Below are 18,440 nucleotides of genomic sequence, written 5' to 3'. Positions count from 1 at the left end.
GAGCAGCACCACGCGCACTCGCGCTTCTCCGCGCACACGTAGATCTCGCTTGCGGCTCAAGGCGATTGATCGGGACCTGCCCATCGGGCAGCTGAACGTTCGCGTCCCGCGTCAGTAGTGCGGGGTGCTCACCGGGAATCGATCGGTGTCCGCGGTTCCGGATGGGCCGACGGATTTACCATCGCGGGGCAGCAACAACGCACGAACCAACGGGCGCGGGCCGTAAGGCCGAAGTAGCTGACTGGCCGGCCGGGTCCGCACTCGCTGCGGCCACCAGAACCAGCGGCCCATCAGCGCGGCCACGGACGGCATCATGAATGACCGCACGATCAGCGTGTCGAACAACAGACCCAGCGCGATCGTCGTACCAACCTGTCCGATCACCTTCAAGTCGCTGAAGATGAACGAGGCCATGGTGGCGGCGAAGACCAGGCCCGCAGATGTCACGACGGCGCCGGTGCCGGCCATCGACCGGATGATCCCGGTCTTTATTCCGGCGCCGATTTCTTCCTTGAAGCGCGATACCAGCAGCAGGTTGTAGTCCGATCCGACGGCCAACAGCAGGATGACCGACATCGCCAGCACCATCCAGTGCAATTCGAAACCGAGAATGTCCTGCCAGACCAGAACAGAAAGCCCGAACGAGGCACCCAACGACAGCAGCACCGTGCCGACGATGGTGAACGCCGCCACCACACTTCGTGTGATGATCAGCATGATGATGAAAATCAGACTGGCGGCGGCGATTCCGGCAATCATGAGATCCCATTTGGAACCGTCGCGCATATCCTTGAAGACCGCGGCCGTTCCACCCAGATAGATCTTGGCGCCCTCCAGCGGAGTCCCCTTGACCGCCTCCTTGGCCGCCTTCAGGATCGGCTCGACGTGCGAGATGCCTTCGGGGGTAGCCGGATCACCTTCGTGGGAGATGATGAAGCGGACCGCGTGCCCGTCTGGTGACAGGAACATCTTCAGACCCCGCTTGAAGTCGGGGTTGTCGAAAACCTCCGGCGGAATATAGAAGGAGTCGTCGTTGCGCGACGCGTCGAAAGCCTGCCCCATCGCCGTCGAATTCTTGCTCATCTCGTCCATCTGGTCATACAGCGACGACATCGAGCTGTGCATGGTCAGCATCATCGTCTTCATCGTCTTCATCGTCGCGATCTGCGGCGGCAGCTGAGCAAGCATCTGCGGCATCAACACGTCCAATTGGTCCAAGTTGCCGGAGAGCTCCGCCAACTTCTCGTCGATCTGGTCAAGGCCGTCCAGCGCATCGAATATCGACCGGAGCGACCAGCAGATCGGAATGTCGTAGCAGTGTCGTTCCCAATAGAAGTAACTGCGAATCGGCCGCCAGAAATCGTCGAAATCGGCGATGTGGTCCCGCAATTGGTTGGTGATCTCAACCATTTCATGGGTCAGCGTGTCCATGTTGTGGGTGACTTTCACCGTCTGAGCCATGATGTCGTACATGCGCTGCATGGTGTCGATCGACTGCTGCATCGCGTCTGCCTGCGTCAGCATGTCGGCCATCCGCTGCTTCATGTACTGCATGTTCTCGACCTGAACCGTGCTTTGCATGCTGATCTGGAACGGAATCGAGGTGTGCTCGATCGGCCTGCCCAACGGCCGGGTTATCGCCTGCACACGTCCGATACCTGGCACGTGAAAGACCGCTTTGGCTATCCGGTCGATGACCAGCATGTCGGCCGAATTGCGCATATCGTGATCGGTCTCCACCAAGAGCAGCTCCGGGTTCATCCTCGCCTGGGAGAAATGCCGGTCGGCAGCTGCGTAACCCACATTCGCGGGGGTCCAGGGCGGCAGATACTTCTTGCTGTCGTAATTCGTCTTGTACCCCGGCAGCGCGAGCAGCCCGATCAGGGCGATCGCGATAGACACGGCCAGGATCGGTCCGGGCCAGCGCACGATCGCGGTACCTACCCGCCGCCAGCCGCGGGTCCGCATCTTGCGCTTGGGGTCGAAGATCTTGAAGTAACTGCCGACTACCAGCACGGCCGGACCGAGGGTGAGCGCGGCCAGCACCGCTACCAGCATTCCTATTGCGCATGGGGCGCCCAGAGTTTGGAAATAGGGAAGGCGGGTGAAGCTGAGGCAATACATCGCACCGGCGATCGTCAGACCGGAGCCGAGGACGACATGTGCGGTTCCGTGGAACATTGTGTAGAACGCCTTTTCCCGGTCCTCACCGAGACCGCGCGCCTCTTGATACCGACCGAGCACGAATATCGCATAGTCGGTGCCGGCCGCGATCGCCATCAGCACCAGCAGATTAACCGCGAAGGTGGAAAGCCCGATGATGTTGTAGTGCCCCAGGAAAGCAACGACTTGCCGGGCCGCCATCAACTCGATTCCGACCATCACCAGGACCAGCAGCACCTGGACAATGGATCGGTATACGAAAAGCAGCATCACGATGATCACCAGAAAGGTGATCATCGTGACTTTCTTGACGCCTTTGTCGCCGGACGTGGACTGATCGGCGGTGAGCGCGGCCGCGCCGGTGACATATGCCTTGACACCCGGCGGGGCCGGAACGCTGTCGACGATCTTGCGCACCGCTTCGACGGATTCGTTGGCCAGCGACTCGCCCTGGTTACCGGCCAGGTTCAGCTGGACGTAGGCCGCCTTGCCGTCGGGGCTCTGTGAACCGGCCGCCGTCAGCGGGTCGCCCCAGAAATCCTGGATGTGCTGAACGTGTTTGGTGTCGGCGGAAAGTCTGCGGATCAGTTCGTCGTAATAGTGGTGGGCGGCGTCGTCGAGTGGCTTGTCGCCTTCCAGCACGATCATCACCGAGCTGTCGGTGTTGAATTCGTGAAAAACCTTGCCGACGCGCTTCATCGCGACCATCGACTCGGCGTCATTGGGGCTCAACGAGACGGTGTGGTCTTTGCCGACCTGTTCCAGCGACGGTACGAAAATACTCAGAACGACGACAAGTCCGATCCAGACCAGCACGATCGGCACCGCAAGGCGGTGAATTACCCGGGCAAACGAGGGCCGTTTCCCGGACCCGCTTCGGGTTTGATCCGCGGGACTGCTTTCGGTGGTCGTCTGGATCTCGCTCATGCCGATTTCACCAGGCAAAAGGTTTGGGCGTTCACTTCGTTCTCGGACCTTTCGTCCTTGACTTCGCCGTTGACGATGATGCGGCAACCGATCTGATCGCTGTTGCCCTGCGCCACCACGTTGACGCTCACCGAAGCCAGCGTGGTGGTGACGGAAAGCGTCCAGGGCAGCGGGACGTTACTGACCCGCTGGGGCTGCGCATTGACGTCCAAATAGTTGATGTTGGCAATGGTCCCGGGCGGACCGAACACCTCGTAGACGACGTGCTTGGGGTTGAACGGCTTGATGTCATCGGCAATGCCGCTGGTGATCGGTCCCTTGTCCTGATAGCCGAAAAAGCTACGGAGGCGATGGACGCTGAAACCCGCCACCGCGACCACGGCAACGATGACGAGGGGGATCCACACTCGCTTCAGCACGCCGGCAACCGAAATCTTTGCCACCCATCACCTTTCGCTCGCCGGGACCGGGATCATGCGTCGCGGCGCTCGAGCCATCGCGCGCGCCAGGTTTGTCGAAGGGATCCGGGAAGCAAACCCGAGGCGGCCGGAAACGGCCGGTGTAGGTGACAACCCATCCCGATGATTTGTTGCGCTAAGTATCTTAAACGTACCGGTTGCGGGCCGCATAACCTCGCCCACGCGACGGTCGCAACCGGTTGTGATCTGCTCACGAAAACTCTCCATCCTCGGTGGCTCAGGAACATTCGGCGGTGAGGCCGAAACAGGTCGCGGTGAGCAGCCGAGTGAGGGCGGAGGCGAAATCGAGGTTCCACTCGGGCGGCAGCACGTCAGGCTCCTCGGCGTAGGCGTCGGTGAGCCGCTCCGGCGGATTGGCAATCTGCCACAGCGTGGCCGCCAACGAGTAAGCAGCCAGCAGGATGTCGAACGCCCCCGAACGCCCGAGCGCCGGCAGCGCATTCTCGATCGCGTCAGCGAGCGCGATCACCGCGGCGGTGCTGGTGCGCTTTACCTCGACCACCCGGTCGACATCCACCTCGTGTTCGAGGTGCAGGTGAAGATTGGCCAGCAGGTCACAGAACAGCGGATCGGCGGCAAGGCCGTCGGCCAGGGCCGCGGCCACCCGGGAATGCGACATCGGGCCGGGTTCGCTCAAGCTCTCGCATACCGTCTTCGACCACCGCACCCAACCCTCGGCAGCGAGGTGGAGCAGGACCTCTTTGTGGGAGGTGAAATAGCGGCGCACCGCCGAGTAGTGAATGCCGGCGCGGTTGGCGACGGCGGTCAGGGTCACCGACGCCACTCCGGTTTCGGATGCCAGCGAACGCGCCGCTTCCATCAACGCCGCGGCACGCCGGCGTTTGTTCTCCTCGGTGCGGGCGCGCCGGAACGTCAGTTGCGCCACTGGCAGAGGATAACGCACATCGCGTGATTTGCGAGCGGTAAGCCGACCGGGTAGCGTGCCGTTACGCACGTGATATGCGTTACACTGCGGCCCTGCGGGGTGAAGGAGTTGCGCCCCACAGCGCAGTGGTTTACTTAGGCAAGGCTAGGCACAGTAATGGCAGGCTCGTGGTGATTCAGGGTGACCCGCGACGAGTAGCTCGTCGCGGCCACCGGCGTCGCTGATCGGGTGCGCCGCGGCTGATCGGGCGCGTCGCGGTGCTCTGTCGTTAAAAGCTCGGGAAGGACTTCGAAGGGGCGGGTATGGTTCGCCCGTAGCAAATACCAACCGGCGAAAGGAACTTGAGATCTTCAAGGTGCTGTCGCGGACATGGATCGCGCTGGTAATCCTGGCGGTGGTCATCGCCGGGGGGTTCACCGTGCACCGGATTCGCGGCTTCTTCGCATCCGAGAAGCGCGAGTCCTATTCCGACAGCAACCTCGACAGCAAACCGTTCAACCCCAAACAGATTACCTACGAAGTCTTCGGCCCGCCCGGAACGGTCGCCGACATCAGCTATTTCGATGTCAATTCCGACCCGCAACGGGTGGATCAAGCGGTGCTACCGTGGTCGTTGCACTTCACCACGAACTTGGCGGCAGTGATGGGAAACCTTGTGGCCCAAGGCGATAGCGACAGCATCGGTTGCCGGATCACCGTGGACGGCGTGGTCAAGGCCGAGAAGGTTTCGCACGAGGTCAATGCCTACACCTACTGCCTGGTGAAGTCGGCGTGACCATCAAATACGCAAACGACCCCGGCACCGGCACCCATGCCGAAAAGCCATTGATCGCGCGGATCATCCACGCGTTCGCGGTGCCGATCATCCTCGGCTGGCTGGCGATCTGCGTTGCGCTCAGCGTTTTCGTCCCGTCGCTGGAAGAAGTCGGGCAAGAGCGCTCGGTGTCGCTGAGCCCCAAGGAAGCGCCGTCGTACCAGGCCATGAAGCACATCGGCCAGGCGTTCAACGAAGGCAGCACCGACAGCGTCGCCATGATCGTCTTGGAGGGCAAACAGCCACTCGACGACGCGGCCCACAAGTACTACGACGTTCTCATCCGCAAACTGCGAGCCGATACCAAGCATGTCCAGAGCGTCCAGGACTTCTGGGGAGATCCGCTGACGGCAGCCGGGGCGCAAAGCAACGACGGCAAGGCCACCTACGTCCAATTGAATCTCGCCGGCAACCAAGGCGAGCCGTTGGCCAACGAGTCCGTCGAAGCGGTGCGCAAGATCGTCGCGGACACGCCGGCGCCGCCGGGGGTGACGACGTATGTCACCGGTGCGGCGGCGATGGTTGCGGACATGCACCACAGCGGCGACAAGTCGATGATGAAGATCACCATCACCACCGTCGCGGTGATCTTCATCATGCTGCTGGTGGTGTACCGCTCGCCGATCACCGTCGTCATGCTGTTGCTGACCGTCGGGGTGGAGTTGACCGCGGCCCGGGGAGTGGTCGCGCTCCTCGGACACACCGGGGCCATCGGACTGTCCACCTTTGCGGTCAGCCTGCTGACCTCACTGGCTATTGCCGCCGGCACCGACTACGGCATCTTCATCTTCGGGCGCTACCAGGAGGCGCGCCAGGCCGGGGAAGACCGGGAAACCGCCTTCTACACCATGTACCGCGGCACCGCCCACGTCATCCTGGGCTCCGGCCTGACGATCGCGGGCGCCACCTTCTGCCTCAAGTTCGCCCGGATGCCCTACTTCGAAACCCTCGGCATCCCTTGTGCGGTGGGCATGCTGGCCGCGGTGTTCGCGGCGCTGACGCTGGGGCCCGCGGTGCTGACCGTCGGCAGCCGATTCGGGTTATTCGATCCCAAGCGGCTGCTCAAAGTTCGTGGCTGGCGCCGGGTCGGCACGGTGGTGGTGCGGTGGCCGCTGCCCGTTCTCGCCGCCACCTGCGCCGTTGCTTTGGTCGGTCTGCTCGCGCTGCCCGGATACCGGACCAACTACAACGACCGCTCCTACCTGCCCAACTTCATTCCCGCCAACCAAGGGTTCACCGCCGCGGAACGCCACTTCTCGCAGGCCCGGATGAAGCCCGATGTGTTGATGATCGAGTCCGATCACGACATGCGAAATCCCGCGGACTTTCTGGTGCTCGACAAACTGGCCAAGGGAATCTTCCGGGTTCCCGGAATATCCCGGGTGCAGGCGATCACCAGGCCCGATGGAACAGCGATGGACCACACGTCGATCCCGTTTCTGATCAGCATGCAAAACGCCGGTCAGGTGCAGACCCTGAAGTACCAGCGTGACCGGATCGATGACATGCTCAAGCAGGCCGACGAGATGGCCAAGACCATCACGATCATGAAGCAGATGTACAGCCTGATGTCACAGCTCGCCGAGAACACCCACCGCATCGTCGGCGACACCGAACAGATGCAGCAGATCACCAACGAGCTGCGCGACCATATCGCGGACTTCGATGATTTCTGGCGCCCGATCCGTAGCTACTTCTACTGGGAGAAGCACTGTTACGACATCCCCATCTGCTGGTCCTTCAGGTCGATATTCGACGCGCTGGACGGGCTCGACCAGGTTGACGAGAAGCTCAGCGATCTGGTAGCCGATACCAAGAATATTGACCGGCTGATGCCGCAGATGCTGGCGACGTTCCCGCCGATGATCGACAGCATGGAGAGCATGCGGATCATGATGCTGACCATGCACAGCACCATGGCCGGCTTCTACGACCAGATGAACGAGATGAGCGAAAACTCGAACGCCATGGGCAAGGCGTTCGACGCCGCCAAGAACGACGACTCGTTCTACCTGCCGCCAGAGGTCTTCAAGAACAAGGACTTTCAGCGCGCCATGAAATCGTTCCTGTCCCCGGACGGGCACACCGCCCGGTTCATCATTTTGCACCGGGGAGATCCGCAATCACCCGAGGGAATCGCAAGCGTCAATGCGATCCGCACCGCGGCCGAAGAATCGCTCAAAGGAACCCCGCTCGAGGACGCCAAGATCTATCTGGCCGGGACGGCGGCCGTCTTCTACGACATCGCCGACGGGGCTAAATGGGACCTGCTGATCGCCGGGATTTCCTCGCTGTGCCTGATTTTCATCATCATGCTGATCTTGACCCGCGCGTTCGTCGCGGCGGCGGTGATCGTGGGTACGGTGGCGCTGTCGCTGGGTGCCTCCTTCGGGCTGTCGGTGCTGTTGTGGCAGCACATCCTCAGCATCGAATTGCACTACATGGTGCTCGCCATGTCCGTCATCGTGCTGCTGGCGGTGGGATCTGACTACAACCTGCTGCTGGTTTCTCGGTTCAAGGAGGAAATCGGCGCAGGGCTCAACACCGGCATCATTCGCGCGATGGGCGGCACGGGCAAGGTCGTGACCAACGCCGGACTGGTGTTCGCGTTCACCATGGCGTCCATGGCCGTCAGCGATCTGCGGGTGATCGGCCAGGTGGGCACCACCATCGGCCTGGGTCTGCTGTTCGACACGCTGATTGTGCGTTCGTTCATGACGCCCTCCATCGCCGCGCTACTGGGACGCTGGTTCTGGTGGCCGATGAAGGTGCGTTCCCGGCCGCCCCGAATCCGTTCGGCACCAAAGGGTCCCGGGGAGGAGCCGCAAACGGACCGGCTGATGGCGATGAGCGGTGAACATTAGGGTCGGTTAGCTCCGCTCCCATCCGAGCTGCCGACGGTTCCGAATACCTGATGTGCAGCAAAGACATCCCGCGGGACGCTCGATAGCGGTCATCGGCAGCGGCGTCGCCGGCCTCACCGCCGCCTACCTGCTGTCCGGACGTGACCGAGTCACCTTGTACGAGGCCGACACCCGGCTCGGCGGACACGCCCACACCCACTACGTCGATCCTGGCGGCGAGACGGGCGGTCACCGTCTGGTGGCCGTCGACTCGGCGTTCCTGGTGCACAACGACCGCACCTACCCGACGCTGTGCCGGCTGTTCGACGAACTGGGGGTGGCCACCCAGGAATCGGACATGTCGATGTCGGTGCGCGCCGACGACATCGGCCTCGAATATGCCGGGGCACTGGGCGTCCGGGGCCTGTTCGCGTGCCGCCAAGCGCTGCGGCCGCGCTACCTGTTGATGCTCGCCGAGATCCTGCGCTTCCACCGCGCCGCCTCCCGGCTGCTGCGCGCGGAACCAGGCGATGAGCCAGAGACATTGGCGGCGTTCCTCAAACGGCACCGTTTCTCGTCGTTTTTCGTCGACTACTTCATCACTCCCCTGGTGGCCGCAGTGTGGTCATGCGCGAGTGCGGATGCGTTGCGCTATCCGGCCAGGTATCTGTTCGTCTTCCTCGACCATCACGGGATGTTGTCGGTGTTCGGATCGCCCACCTGGCGCACCGTCACCGGGGGTTCGGCGACCTACGTCCAGGCCATCGCCTCACGTCTGGCCGAGGTGGCAACGGACGCACCGGTGCATTCGCTGCGCCGGGTCGCCGGCGGCGTGGTGATCCGAGCCGGTCACGGCGCCCCGCGAGAGTTCGACGCGGCCGTCGTGGCCGTGCATCCCGACCAGGCCCTGCTGCTACTCGACCAGCCGACCGCCTGGGAGCGCCACGTACTCGGCGCCATTCCGTACTCGACAAACCGGGCCCAGCTGCACACCGACGAGTCGGTGCTGCCGCGCCACCCCGGCGCTCGCGCGTCGTGGAACTACCTGGTGACACCGGGCGCCGACCATGTGGTGGTCAGCTACGACGTCAGCAGGCTGATGCGCATCGACCACAACCGCCGGTTCCTGGTCACCCTCGGCGGCCATGACCGGGTGGACCCGGGCTCGGTGCTTGCCGAGATGACCTACAGCCATCCGCTGTACACACCGGAATCGGTTGCGGCCCAATGTTTATTGCCCACCCTCGATGACGATCGGGTGGTGTTCGCCGGGGCCTACCACGGCTGGGGGTTCCACGAGGACGGCGCCGCCTCCGGGCTGCGCGCGGCCCGCAGACTCGGGGCGGACTGGCCGGCCGCTACCCGAAGGGAGGTGGTGGTGCCATGCTGACTCCGGCGATCTACCGCACCACCATCACGCACTCGCGGCGCGCCCCGGTGCACCACTCGTTCGAATACCGAAGCTACAGCTGGTATGTCGACGTCGACGAGCTGCCGCGGCTGCCCTGGTGGCTGCGGACGTTCGCCCGATTTCGCGCCGACGATCACTTCACCGGGACGCCGCACGGTTCACTGCGGGACCGGTTGGAGGCGTTCTTCACCGATCGCGGCGTCGCTGTTCCCGACGGCCGGATCACCGCGTTGCTGCAGGCGCGCGTGCTCGGGCATGTCTTCAACCCGTTGAGCGTCTATTGGTGTCACGACCGTGACGGCCGGGTGTGCCACGTGGTGGCCGAAGTGCACAACACCTACGGGGAACGGCATGCGTATCTGCTGCCGCCGGCCGATCGGCCCGTGGTGACGGCCAAGACGTTCTATGTCTCGCCGTTCAACGGCGTCGACGGGCGCTACGTGGTGCGGGCACCGCGGCCCGACCACGAAGTGGACGTGACGGTGGCGCTACACGCCAAGAACCACCCGGCCTTCCCGGTATTCATCGCGAACCTTCGCGGGACGCGACGACCCGCGACAACCAAAGAAGTCGTGCTCATGCAATGCATTTCACCGTTGGCCCCGTTGGTGGTGGCCGCCCGTATCCGGATACAGGGGATCACACTGTGGTTACGTCGAGTTCCAGTGGTACCGCGATGAGCATCGAAACGATCGGAACGCCTTCGGTCACAATAGATTCCGAACGCTGGCCGGCAGTCACCGCGGTGCCGTCGGGACCGGTCGCAGCGGTGTCGGCGGCCATCGCCGACTGGCTGTTGCGTCGCGCGGTCGCCCGACTGCCGCTGCGACTGGTCTACCCCGACGGCACGGCGATCGGCGCCGGCGACGCCACGTCGGCGACGCTGACGGTTCACCGCCCGCAGGCGCTGGCACGACGGATCGGCCGGCACGGCCTGATCGGCTTCGGCGAGTCCTACCTGGCCGGTGACTGGTCGTCGGAGGATCTCACCAGGGTGCTGACGGTCCTGGCCGAGTCGGTGGCCGACCTGGTGCCGGGCCCGCTGCAGTGGCTGCGTCCGCTGGCGCCAGCGTTCGAGCCGACGCGGCGCGGTCCCAGCCGCGATCAGGCCCGCCGCAATGTCGCCGAGCACTATGATCTGTCGAACGACCTGTTCGCTGAGTTCCTCGACGAGACCATGACATATTCGTCCGCGCTGTTCGACGCTCTTCCCGCCTCGTGGCCCGATTTGGCTGCCGCCCAACGGCGCAAGATCGATCGGCTGCTCGACCTGGCCGGTGTCGGACCGGGCAGCCGGGTGCTCGAGATCGGCACCGGCTGGGGCGAGCTGTGCATCCGGGCGGCCGCCCGCGGGGCCCGGGTGCGATCGGTCACGTTATCGGTGGAGCAGCAGCGGCTGGCGCGGCAGCGGGTCGCCGCCGCGGGCCTGGCCCCTCGGGTGCAGATCGAGCTGTGCGACTACCGCGACGCCCGGCCGGGGCATGACCCTTATGACGCGATACTCTCGGTCGAGATGATCGAGGCCGTCGGATACCGCTCCTGGCCAACGTATTTCGCAACGCTGGACCAGCTGGTGCGCCCGGGCGGCCGAGTGGCGATCCAGGCGATCACCATGCCCCACGACCGGATGCTGGCCACCCGCAACACCCGCACCTGGATCCAGAAGTACATCTTCCCCGGCGGACTGTTGCCGTCCACGAAGGCCATCGCGGCGATCACCGAGCGCCACACCAGCCTGCGCACGGTCGACACCGCCTCGCTGCGACCGCACTACGCCGAGACCCTGCGGCTGTGGCGGGAGCGATTCGTCGAGCGACGAGACCGGTTGGCGCACTTGGGTTTCGACGAGGTATTCGCCCGGATGTGGGAGTTCTATCTGGCCTACTCCGAGGCGGGATTCCGGTCGGGGTACCTCGATGTCGTCCAGTGGACGTTCGAGCGCAAGGATGACCGGTGAACGAGGCCGACATCTTCCTGGTATCGGGCGCTTCGGCGCTGGCGCTGGCGGTGGTGCATTCGACGACCTTCCTGATCGGCAGGTGGCTCGGCCGCTACAACGTCGTCGACGTCGCCTGGGGGCTTGGGTTTATCGCGGTAGCAGCCGTGGCGGCGGTATTGGGCACCGGAGACCCGGCCCGGCGGTGGCTGCTGCTGGCGCTGGTGACGGTGTGGGGTCTGCGGCTGAGCTGGCACATGTACCGCAAGACCGCCGGCAAGGGTGAGGATCCCCGCTACGCCGATCTGCTGCGCGGTGCCACCACGGGTCAGGTGGTGCGCAAGGTCTTCGTACTGCAGGCCTTCCTGACGCTGTTCATCTCCTTTCCGCTGCAGCTGTCGGCGATCACCGGGGCCACGCCCAAGCCATTGCTGGTGGTCACCGGTCTGGGCGTGGCGGTATGGCTGGTCGGGGTCTTCTTCGAAGCGCTCGGCGACCGCCAGTTGCGGGTCTTCAAATCCGACCCGGCCAATCGCGGGGCCATCATGGACCGCGGCCTATGGGCCTGGACCCGCCACCCCAATTACTTCGGTGACGCCTGTGTCTGGTGGGGGTTGTGGCTGATCACCATCACCGGCTGGGTGCCGCTGCTCACGGTGGTCTCGCCGCTGTTGATGACCTACTTCCTGGTCGACGTGAGCGGGGCCCGGCTGACCGAGAAGTACATGAAAAACCGTCCCGGATTCGGGGAATACCAGCGTCGGACAGCGTATTTCGTGCCCCGGCCACCGCGATCGGCGCGTCAGTGATGACCAGTCCGGCGATTTCGGTGCTGCTTGACGATAGGCTACCGTCGATGACGGGACCGCCACGCCTGAGCAGCGACCTCAGCGCCCTGTTGCACCAGATCGCGCGGGGCGACCCCGACGCGTTCGCAACGTTCTACGACCACACCAAAACCCGGGTGTACGGATTGGTGGCGCGGGTGTTGCGGGACCCGGGCTACAGCGAGGAAACCACGCAGGAGATCTATCTCGAGGTGTGGCGCACGGCGTCGGAGTACGACGCCGTCAAAGGCTCGCCGCTGGCCTGGTTGCTGACCATGGCACACCGGCGCGCCGTCGACCGGGTGCGAGCCGAGCAAGCGGGCAGCCAGCGGGAGTCACGCTACGGCGTGGCCAATATCGACCCGGCGAGCGACGTCGTCGCCGACTCCGCGATCGCCGGTGACGAGCGGCGCCGGGTCGCCGCATGCCTGGGCGGGCTGACCGACGCGCAGCGGGAGTGCATCGAACTGGCCTACTACGGCGGCCTGACATACGCCGAGGTGTCGCACCGGCTGGCCACCAACCTGTCGACGATCAAATCGCGCATGCGGGACGCGCTGCGCGGTCTGCGGAACTGCCTGGGTATGTCATGACCGAGCCGACCGATTTCGGACTGTTGGAGCTGGCGATCCCGTATGCGTTGCATGCGATGTCCGACGAGGAGCGAGTCGACATCGAGCGAATGGTCGCCGCCGCGCCGTCGGCGGTGACGGCCGCCTTCAACGAAGAAGTCCGCGCGGTTCGCGAGACGATGGCGATCGTGTCGGCGACGACCGCCACCGAACCGCCGGAACGTCTGCGCACAGCCGTCCTGGACAGCGTCAAGCCAGCCGCCGGCCGCCGCCAATCACGTTGGCGTACGGCCGCTTTCGCATCCGCAGCCGCTGTGGTGGTGGGACTGGGCGCGTTCGGCCTGGGGACAGTGCTGCGGCCGCCGGCGGCGCCCACGGTCGCCGAGCAGGTCCTGGGCGCACCGGATGTGCGGACGGTCTCCCGCCCGTTGGGCAACGGGACCGCCACGGTGATGTTCTCCCACGACCGCAATGCCGGCGTGCTGGTGATGAACAACGTGCCGCCGCCGTCCCCGGGCACCGTTTATCAGATGTGGCTGCTGGGCGCCAACGGGCCGACGTCGGCGGGGACCATGGGCCCGGCGGCGGTGGCGCCGTCGACGAAGGCCACGCTGACCGACCTGGGGAACTCGACCGCGCTGGCGTTCACCGTCGAACCGGGCACCGGTTCTACGCGGCCGACCGGCGCGATCTTGGCCGAGCTGCCGCTGCGTTGAGACGGTGAGCCGGGGTTCACCGACGGGATTCGCCGACATTGCTCCCACGGCTGCGTTCGCGGTCTGAAGCACGACCATCACGGCAATCTCGATGAATTCCGGTCACTTCCACAGGCTTCCCAGCACCGCGGCCAGCACGCCCAGCACCACCAGCGCCACACCGGCGGCCAGCGTCAGGTTCAGCCACAGGTGCAGGCTGCGCTCCGCCGCAGCGACCATGACGTCGGCCACCCGCCGGATATCGCCGGTGGTGCGAGTGAGCGCGTCGCCGACATATCGACTGCCGATCTCGATGCCCGCCCAGCCGGCGGCGCCGACAAGCAGCCCCGACACGCCGAGGCTGGTCAGCGCCTTGCCCCGGCGGCGCGCGGTGGCCAGCATCAGCAACGCGCAGCCGGCACTCGAGGCTGCGGCGCCGATACTGACCCACGGGCCCCACACCGCCAGCCGCCGCAGCTGTCCCTGGTGCACCGACTCAGGCAGCGACACCGTCAGCGGAACCTTCAGCGTCGCCGGCACCGTGACGTGGTAGCCGCTCAACACCTGCTGCATCGAACTGTCGTTGAGCATCGGGGCCAGATCGACCACCCATTGGTCACCGCTGCGGCCGGACCGCGGCTCGCCGAACAACCAGCGGTGCGCGACCCGGTTTGCCTGGGCGAACAGCGGCGGAAACGCCGGGCCGGCGGTGAATGCGGCGGCGGCATCGCGCACGGTCAAGCTGTCGACCGGATGGCTCGGATAGCTCGACCCCCGGCGCTCGGCGATCAGCGCGGTTGCGCGGGTGGCGAGTTCGGCCGCCATGGCGGACTGCAGAACGGGATCGGCGGCGGCAGTCTGGGCCAGCGCGGCGTAGCCGTCCTCGTCGAGGATCGTGGTCTGCGCCCACGCCGCCGGCACGGCCACCGCCAGCGCGGCCGTGGTGGCCAGCCACAACACCACCGTCGCAATGAATCGCACGCCGTGAAACCTACTGGGCCCGCGGCACGATCCCACGCAGGTAGGCGGCCTGGCCGAGATGTTGTGCGCAGTCGTCGATGATGCTGACCAAGCGCATGCTCGCGGTCACCGGCGGGTCCCAGTTGGTGTCCACGATGCGCGACAGCTCGGCCGCGGTCACACCGGCGACGTAGTCGAGGGTGAGCTGGTGCACCGCGTGGTAGTAACCGGACAGCAGGCCCGACGGTGCGCGCACCTTGCCCACATCGGCGGGGCTGTGCCCGTAGCCGGTGTCGTCGCGCGGTAGGTCAAGACCGAACCGGTCGACCCAGCCGTCGCGCGTCCACACCTGCTCCACGCCGGCGATGTGAGCCAGCTGGATGTCCTGGACGCGGGCACTGTGCCAGAGCAACCAGGCGATGCTGTTGGCGCTCGCGGTCGGCCGGTAGGCGGCGATGTCGTCGGTCAGGCCGTGGGTGAGGTCGTCGGCGTGTTCGATCAGGCGGGTGAACGCGTCGCGCAGCAGCTCCCGCGCCGCCGCAGCATCGTTGGCAGGGGTGCTGGCCATACCGGCGACTTTACGGACGGGGACGATCCTGGCACCACCCGCCGCCTCGGTCGTAAATTAATTAGATGACCTACGACCTGCTCATCCGCAACGGCACCATCGTCGACGGGTCGGGCGGCGAACCGTATGTCGGTGACGTCGCGGTGCAGGACGGCGTCATCAGGGTTGTTGGTGTTGTCAACGACGAATCCGCCAAGCGGGAGATCGACGCGACCGGTCTGCTGGTCACCCCAGGTTTCGTCGACCTGCATACCCACTACGACGGCCAGGCCATCTGGTCGGACCGGCTGACACCGTCGTCGGCGCACGGCGTGACCACGGTGGTGATGGGCAACTGCGGGGTCGGCTTCGCGCCCTGCCGCCAGCAGGACCACGACGTGCTCGTCGACGTGATGGCCGGCGTCGAGGACATTCCCGGCGTGGTGATGACCGACGGCCTGCCGTGGACCTGGGAAACGTTTCCCGACTACCTGAATGCGCTCGAGGCGGGCAGCCGAGATATCGATGTGGCCGTCTACCTGCCGCATTCTCCATTGCGGGTTTACGTGATGGGGCAGCGCGGCGCCGACCGCGAACCGGCCACCCGGCAAGACCTGGCCGCGATGCGGGCCCTGGCCAAGGAGGCGATCGAGGCCGGCGCGCTGGGGTTCGCGTCGTCGCGGCTGACCATCCACAAGACCGAGAGCGGCTCGCCGATCCCCAGCTACGACGCCGCGCGGGAGGAGATCGAGGAGATCGCCAGGGGTGTGGTCGACGGCGGCGGCGGGCTGCTGCAGTTCGTGCCCGACATTCCCGCCGGCGGCTATCAGCCGGTTCTGCAGCTAGTGTTCGACGTCGCCGAGGACTTACGGCTGCCGGTCACCTTCACGCTGGTGGTCGCCAACACCGGCGATCCGACCTGGCCGGACGCCATCACCATGATCGAGAAGGCTAACGCTGTGGGGGGAGACATCACCGCGCAACTGCTGCCGCGGCCGATCGGGCTGATCATCGGGCTGCAACTGTCCGCCAACCCGTTCGTGCTGTACCCGAGCTACCGGGAGATCGCGCATCTGCCGCTGGCCGAGCGGGTCGCCGAGATGCGCAAGCCCGAGGTGCGCGCCCGCATCCTGGCCGACAAACCCGGCCACGGCCATCCGATCCTGTATGTGGCCCAGGCCTGGGACTGGATCTTCCCGCTGGGCGAGAGCCCCGATTACGAGCCGGATCCGTCGGACAGCATCGGGGCCCGGGCCCGGGCCCGGGGGGTGAACCCGATGGAAGAGGCCTACGACCGGCTGCTCGACGACGACGGCCACGCCATGCTGCTGGTCGCCACGAGCAACCTGGAGAACAACTCGCTCGACACCGTCGGCAAACTGCTGCACCGCGACGACGTGGTGCTCGGCCTCGGCGACGGCGGCGCCCACTACGGCATGATCTGCGACGCCAGCTACTCGACGTATTTCCTGGCGCACTGGGCGCGCGACCGGGCATCCGGGCGGTTCACGCTGGCCGAGGCCGTGCGGGAACTCACCTCTGTTCCGGCCCGGGTGGCCGGGCTGGCCGACCGCGGACGCATCGCCGTCGGCTACAAGGCCGACCTCAATGTCATCGCCCACGGCGCGCTGCGGCTGCACAAGCCGGTCATCAGATACGACCTGCCCGCCGGCGGGCGGCGCTTGGACCAGACCGCCGAGGGCTACGTCGCGACCGTCGTCTCGGGCGAGGTGATCGCCGAGAACGGGGTGCCTACCGCCGCCCGACCCGGCAGGCTGGTCCGCGGACGTCGGTCCGCTCCGGTCCCCGCCTGAGCACTTAGGGGGTTCCTGTGCGCCGGGTATGGATATGCAGTTTTCCTGCGCCGATATGGCCACGTCGAGGGGCTCGGGCGGGTAGTTTGGGCTAGTGACAAACCCGCATTTCGCGTGGTTGCCGCCAGAGATTAATTCGGCGCTGATGTTCGCCGGTCCCGGCGCGGGACCGCTCCTTGCCGCGGCCGGGGCCTGGGGCGGCTTGGCCGAGGAATTGGCGTCGTCGATGTCGTCGTTCAGCTCGGTGGTCGCCGAGCTGACCAATGGTTCTTGGCTGGGTCCATCGTCGGCGGCAATGATGGCCGTCGCGACCCAATACATGGCATGGCTCAGCGCGGCCGCAACCCAGGCCGAGCAAGTCGCGGCTCAGGCCGCGGCCACGGCGACGGCCTTCGAGGCGGCGCTGGCGGCCACGGTGCAGCCCGCGGTGGTCGCGGCTAACCGTGGCCTGATGCAGGTGCTGGCGGCCACGAATTGGTTGGGGTTCAACACCCCGGCCATCATGGACATCGAGGGCGCCTATGAGCAGATGTGGGCGATGGATGTGGCGGCGATGGCGGCATACCACGCCGACGCCTCCGCGGCCGCGTCACTGTTGGCGCCCTGGCAACAGGTGCTGCGCAACCTCGGCATCGACATCGGCAAGAACGGCGCGATCAACCTCGGCTTCGGCAACACCGGCAGCGGCAACATCGGTATCGGCAACACCGGCAGCGGCAACCTGGGCATCGGCAACACCGGCAGCAGCAACATCGGCGGCGGCAACACCGGCAACAACAACGTCGGCATGGGCAACCTGGGCAATAGCAACCTCGGCTTCGGCAGTACCGGCAATCATGACGTCGGTGTTGGGCTGACCGGCAATAACCAGGTCGGTTTCGGCGGCTTCAATTCCGGTAGCGGCAACATCGGCTTCGGCAACTCCGGCACCGGCAACATCGGCTTTTTCAACTCCGGCAACGGAAACCTGGGAATCGGCAACTCGGGCTTCCTCAACAACGGGTTTGGGAACTCGGGAAACATCAACACCGGCTTCGGCAACGGCGCCATGAGCGCGGGCCTGTGGCAATCAGTGCTGCAGAACAACGTGCCGGGCACGGCCGGCCTGGACGCCGGCTTGGCCAACTCCGCGAGCTACGCAACCGGTGGCACGGCAACCTTGAGCTCGAGCATTCTCAGCTCCGCCCTCGGTCAGACGGGCGGCGTGCACCCGGGTCTGGCAAACGCGCTCAACCCGGCCCCGGCCACACCCCCGGCGGCGACGCCGATCACTCCTCCCGCGGCAGTTGACCCCGGGGCCGCGAACAGCGGCGGCGCCACTGCCGGCACCGGCTCGCCGGCGAATGCCGGGCTGCGCAACCCGGGTAGCGGGTACACCGGTTTCTACAACTCGGGCAGCAACGACTCGGGTGTGCGCAACGCCCCGGTCCGTGAGCCGGTCAGCGGCGCTCCGGGCGTTCCCGGGTCGGGCATCCCCAAGTCGACCTTCTACCCCAGCCGCGAACCTGCCGACCCCGGCACCGGCATCAAGCTGCCGGTTCGGTCCGACTAGCCCGACTAGCCCAG

At 65.6% G+C, this 18,440-nt stretch carries 15 protein-coding genes; 10 read left to right on the top strand and 5 right to left on the bottom strand.

Annotated elements, in window-relative coordinates:
• Positions 1-111: 111 nt before the first annotated feature.
• The 3 genes from B4U45_RS17560 to B4U45_RS17550 form a co-directional block, all read right to left on the bottom strand.
• Positions 112-3,090 (bottom strand): MMPL/RND family transporter, encoded by a 2,979-nt coding sequence (locus B4U45_RS17560; RefSeq protein WP_082275322.1) that lies wholly within the window; start codon positions 3,088-3,090, stop codon positions 112-114.
• Positions 3,087-3,509, bottom strand: coding sequence for an MmpS family transport accessory protein (locus B4U45_RS17555; RefSeq protein ID WP_075546319.1), 423 nt, complete (start codon positions 3,507-3,509; stop codon positions 3,087-3,089). The genes B4U45_RS17560 and B4U45_RS17555 overlap by 4 nt, the downstream gene beginning before the upstream one ends.
• Before the next feature lie 277 nt (positions 3,510-3,786).
• On the bottom strand, positions 3,787-4,473 hold the full coding sequence (locus tag B4U45_RS17550) for a TetR/AcrR family transcriptional regulator (RefSeq protein ID WP_075546248.1): 687 nt from the start codon (positions 4,471-4,473) through the stop codon (positions 3,787-3,789).
• A 337-nt stretch (positions 4,474-4,810) separates the two neighbouring features.
• Between B4U45_RS17550 and B4U45_RS17545 the strand changes: the two genes are divergently transcribed.
• The 8 genes from B4U45_RS17545 to B4U45_RS17510 are packed head-to-tail and all read left to right on the top strand — an operon-like array spanning position 4,811 to position 13,574.
• Entirely contained in the window at positions 4,811-5,230 is a 420-nt protein-coding gene (locus tag B4U45_RS17545) for an MmpS family transport accessory protein (protein WP_075546249.1), read from the top strand.
• Positions 5,227-8,133, top strand: coding sequence for an MMPL/RND family transporter (locus tag B4U45_RS17540; protein WP_075546250.1), 2,907 nt, complete (start codon positions 5,227-5,229; stop codon positions 8,131-8,133). Before B4U45_RS17545 ends, B4U45_RS17540 begins: the two co-directional genes overlap by 4 nt.
• 52 nt (positions 8,134-8,185) lie before the next feature.
• The gene (locus tag B4U45_RS17535; protein ID WP_075546251.1) at positions 8,186-9,502 is read left to right on the top strand and encodes an NAD(P)/FAD-dependent oxidoreductase; all 1,317 of its coding nucleotides are present in this window, start codon (positions 8,186-8,188) and stop codon (positions 9,500-9,502) included.
• Positions 9,496-10,203 (top strand): DUF1365 domain-containing protein, encoded by a 708-nt coding sequence (locus B4U45_RS17530; protein WP_075546252.1) that lies wholly within the window; start codon positions 9,496-9,498, stop codon positions 10,201-10,203. Before B4U45_RS17535 ends, B4U45_RS17530 begins: the two co-directional genes overlap by 7 nt.
• Complete coding sequence (locus tag B4U45_RS17525; RefSeq protein ID WP_075546253.1) at positions 10,200-11,480, top strand: class I SAM-dependent methyltransferase; 1,281 nt, start codon at positions 10,200-10,202, stop codon at positions 11,478-11,480. The genes B4U45_RS17530 and B4U45_RS17525 overlap by 4 nt, the downstream gene beginning before the upstream one ends.
• Positions 11,481-11,497: 17 nt before the next feature.
• The gene (locus tag B4U45_RS17520; RefSeq protein WP_075546320.1) at positions 11,498-12,268 is read left to right on the top strand and encodes a DUF1295 domain-containing protein; all 771 of its coding nucleotides are present in this window, start codon (positions 11,498-11,500) and stop codon (positions 12,266-12,268) included.
• A gap of 47 nt (positions 12,269-12,315) precedes the next feature.
• On the top strand, positions 12,316-12,879 hold the full coding sequence (locus B4U45_RS17515; RefSeq protein ID WP_075546321.1) for a sigma-70 family RNA polymerase sigma factor: 564 nt from the start codon (positions 12,316-12,318) through the stop codon (positions 12,877-12,879).
• Positions 12,876-13,574 (top strand): anti-sigma factor, encoded by a 699-nt coding sequence (locus tag B4U45_RS17510; RefSeq protein WP_075546254.1) that lies wholly within the window; start codon positions 12,876-12,878, stop codon positions 13,572-13,574. Before B4U45_RS17515 ends, B4U45_RS17510 begins: the two co-directional genes overlap by 4 nt.
• Positions 13,575-13,676: 102 nt before the next feature.
• Here the strand turns inward: B4U45_RS17510 and B4U45_RS17505 are convergent, their stop codons facing one another.
• Both B4U45_RS17505 and B4U45_RS17500 read right to left on the bottom strand, forming a co-directional pair.
• Complete coding sequence (locus B4U45_RS17505) at positions 13,677-14,534, bottom strand: hypothetical protein (protein ID WP_075546255.1); 858 nt, start codon at positions 14,532-14,534, stop codon at positions 13,677-13,679.
• Between the two features lie 10 nt (positions 14,535-14,544).
• Positions 14,545-15,081: a mycothiol transferase gene (locus B4U45_RS17500; protein ID WP_075546256.1), complete on the bottom strand. Its 537-nt coding sequence runs from the start codon at positions 15,079-15,081 to the stop codon at positions 14,545-14,547.
• Between the two features lie 65 nt (positions 15,082-15,146).
• Between B4U45_RS17500 and B4U45_RS17495 the strand changes: the two genes are divergently transcribed.
• Positions 15,147-16,874, top strand: coding sequence for an N-acyl-D-amino-acid deacylase family protein (locus B4U45_RS17495; RefSeq protein ID WP_219859469.1), 1,728 nt, complete (start codon positions 15,147-15,149; stop codon positions 16,872-16,874).
• A 94-nt stretch (positions 16,875-16,968) separates the two neighbouring features.
• Positions 16,969-18,426 (top strand): capsule stability/integrity protein PPE10, encoded by a 1,458-nt coding sequence (locus B4U45_RS17490; protein WP_122510273.1) that lies wholly within the window; start codon positions 16,969-16,971, stop codon positions 18,424-18,426.
• Positions 18,427-18,440: the final 14 nt, after the last annotated feature.

The sequence above is a fragment of the Mycobacterium persicum genome, assembly GCF_002086915.1.
GTDB lineage: Bacteria > Actinomycetota > Actinomycetes > Mycobacteriales > Mycobacteriaceae > Mycobacterium > Mycobacterium persicum.
Note: the sequence above shows the minus strand (reverse complement) of the source record. Positions and strands in the feature narration are given on the sequence as shown.

What these genes read in the sequence shown, in the direction of transcription:
- B4U45_RS17560 (WP_082275322.1), bottom strand. Translation starts at nt 3,090, where the DNA reads ATGAGCGAGATCCAGACGACCACCGAAAGCAGTCCCGCGGATCAAACC.
- B4U45_RS17530 (WP_075546252.1), top strand. Translation starts at nt 9,496, where the DNA reads ATGCTGACTCCGGCGATCTACCGCACCACCATCACGCACTCGCGGCGC.
- B4U45_RS17525 (WP_075546253.1), top strand. Translation starts at nt 10,200, where the DNA reads ATGAGCATCGAAACGATCGGAACGCCTTCGGTCACAATAGATTCCGAA.
- B4U45_RS17515 (WP_075546321.1), top strand. Translation starts at nt 12,316, where the DNA reads ATGACGGGACCGCCACGCCTGAGCAGCGACCTCAGCGCCCTGTTGCAC.
- B4U45_RS17510 (WP_075546254.1), top strand. Translation starts at nt 12,876, where the DNA reads ATGACCGAGCCGACCGATTTCGGACTGTTGGAGCTGGCGATCCCGTAT.
- B4U45_RS17500 (WP_075546256.1), bottom strand. Translation starts at nt 15,081, where the DNA reads ATGGCCAGCACCCCTGCCAACGATGCTGCGGCGGCGCGGGAGCTGCTG.
- B4U45_RS17495 (WP_219859469.1), top strand. Translation starts at nt 15,147, where the DNA reads ATGACCTACGACCTGCTCATCCGCAACGGCACCATCGTCGACGGGTCG.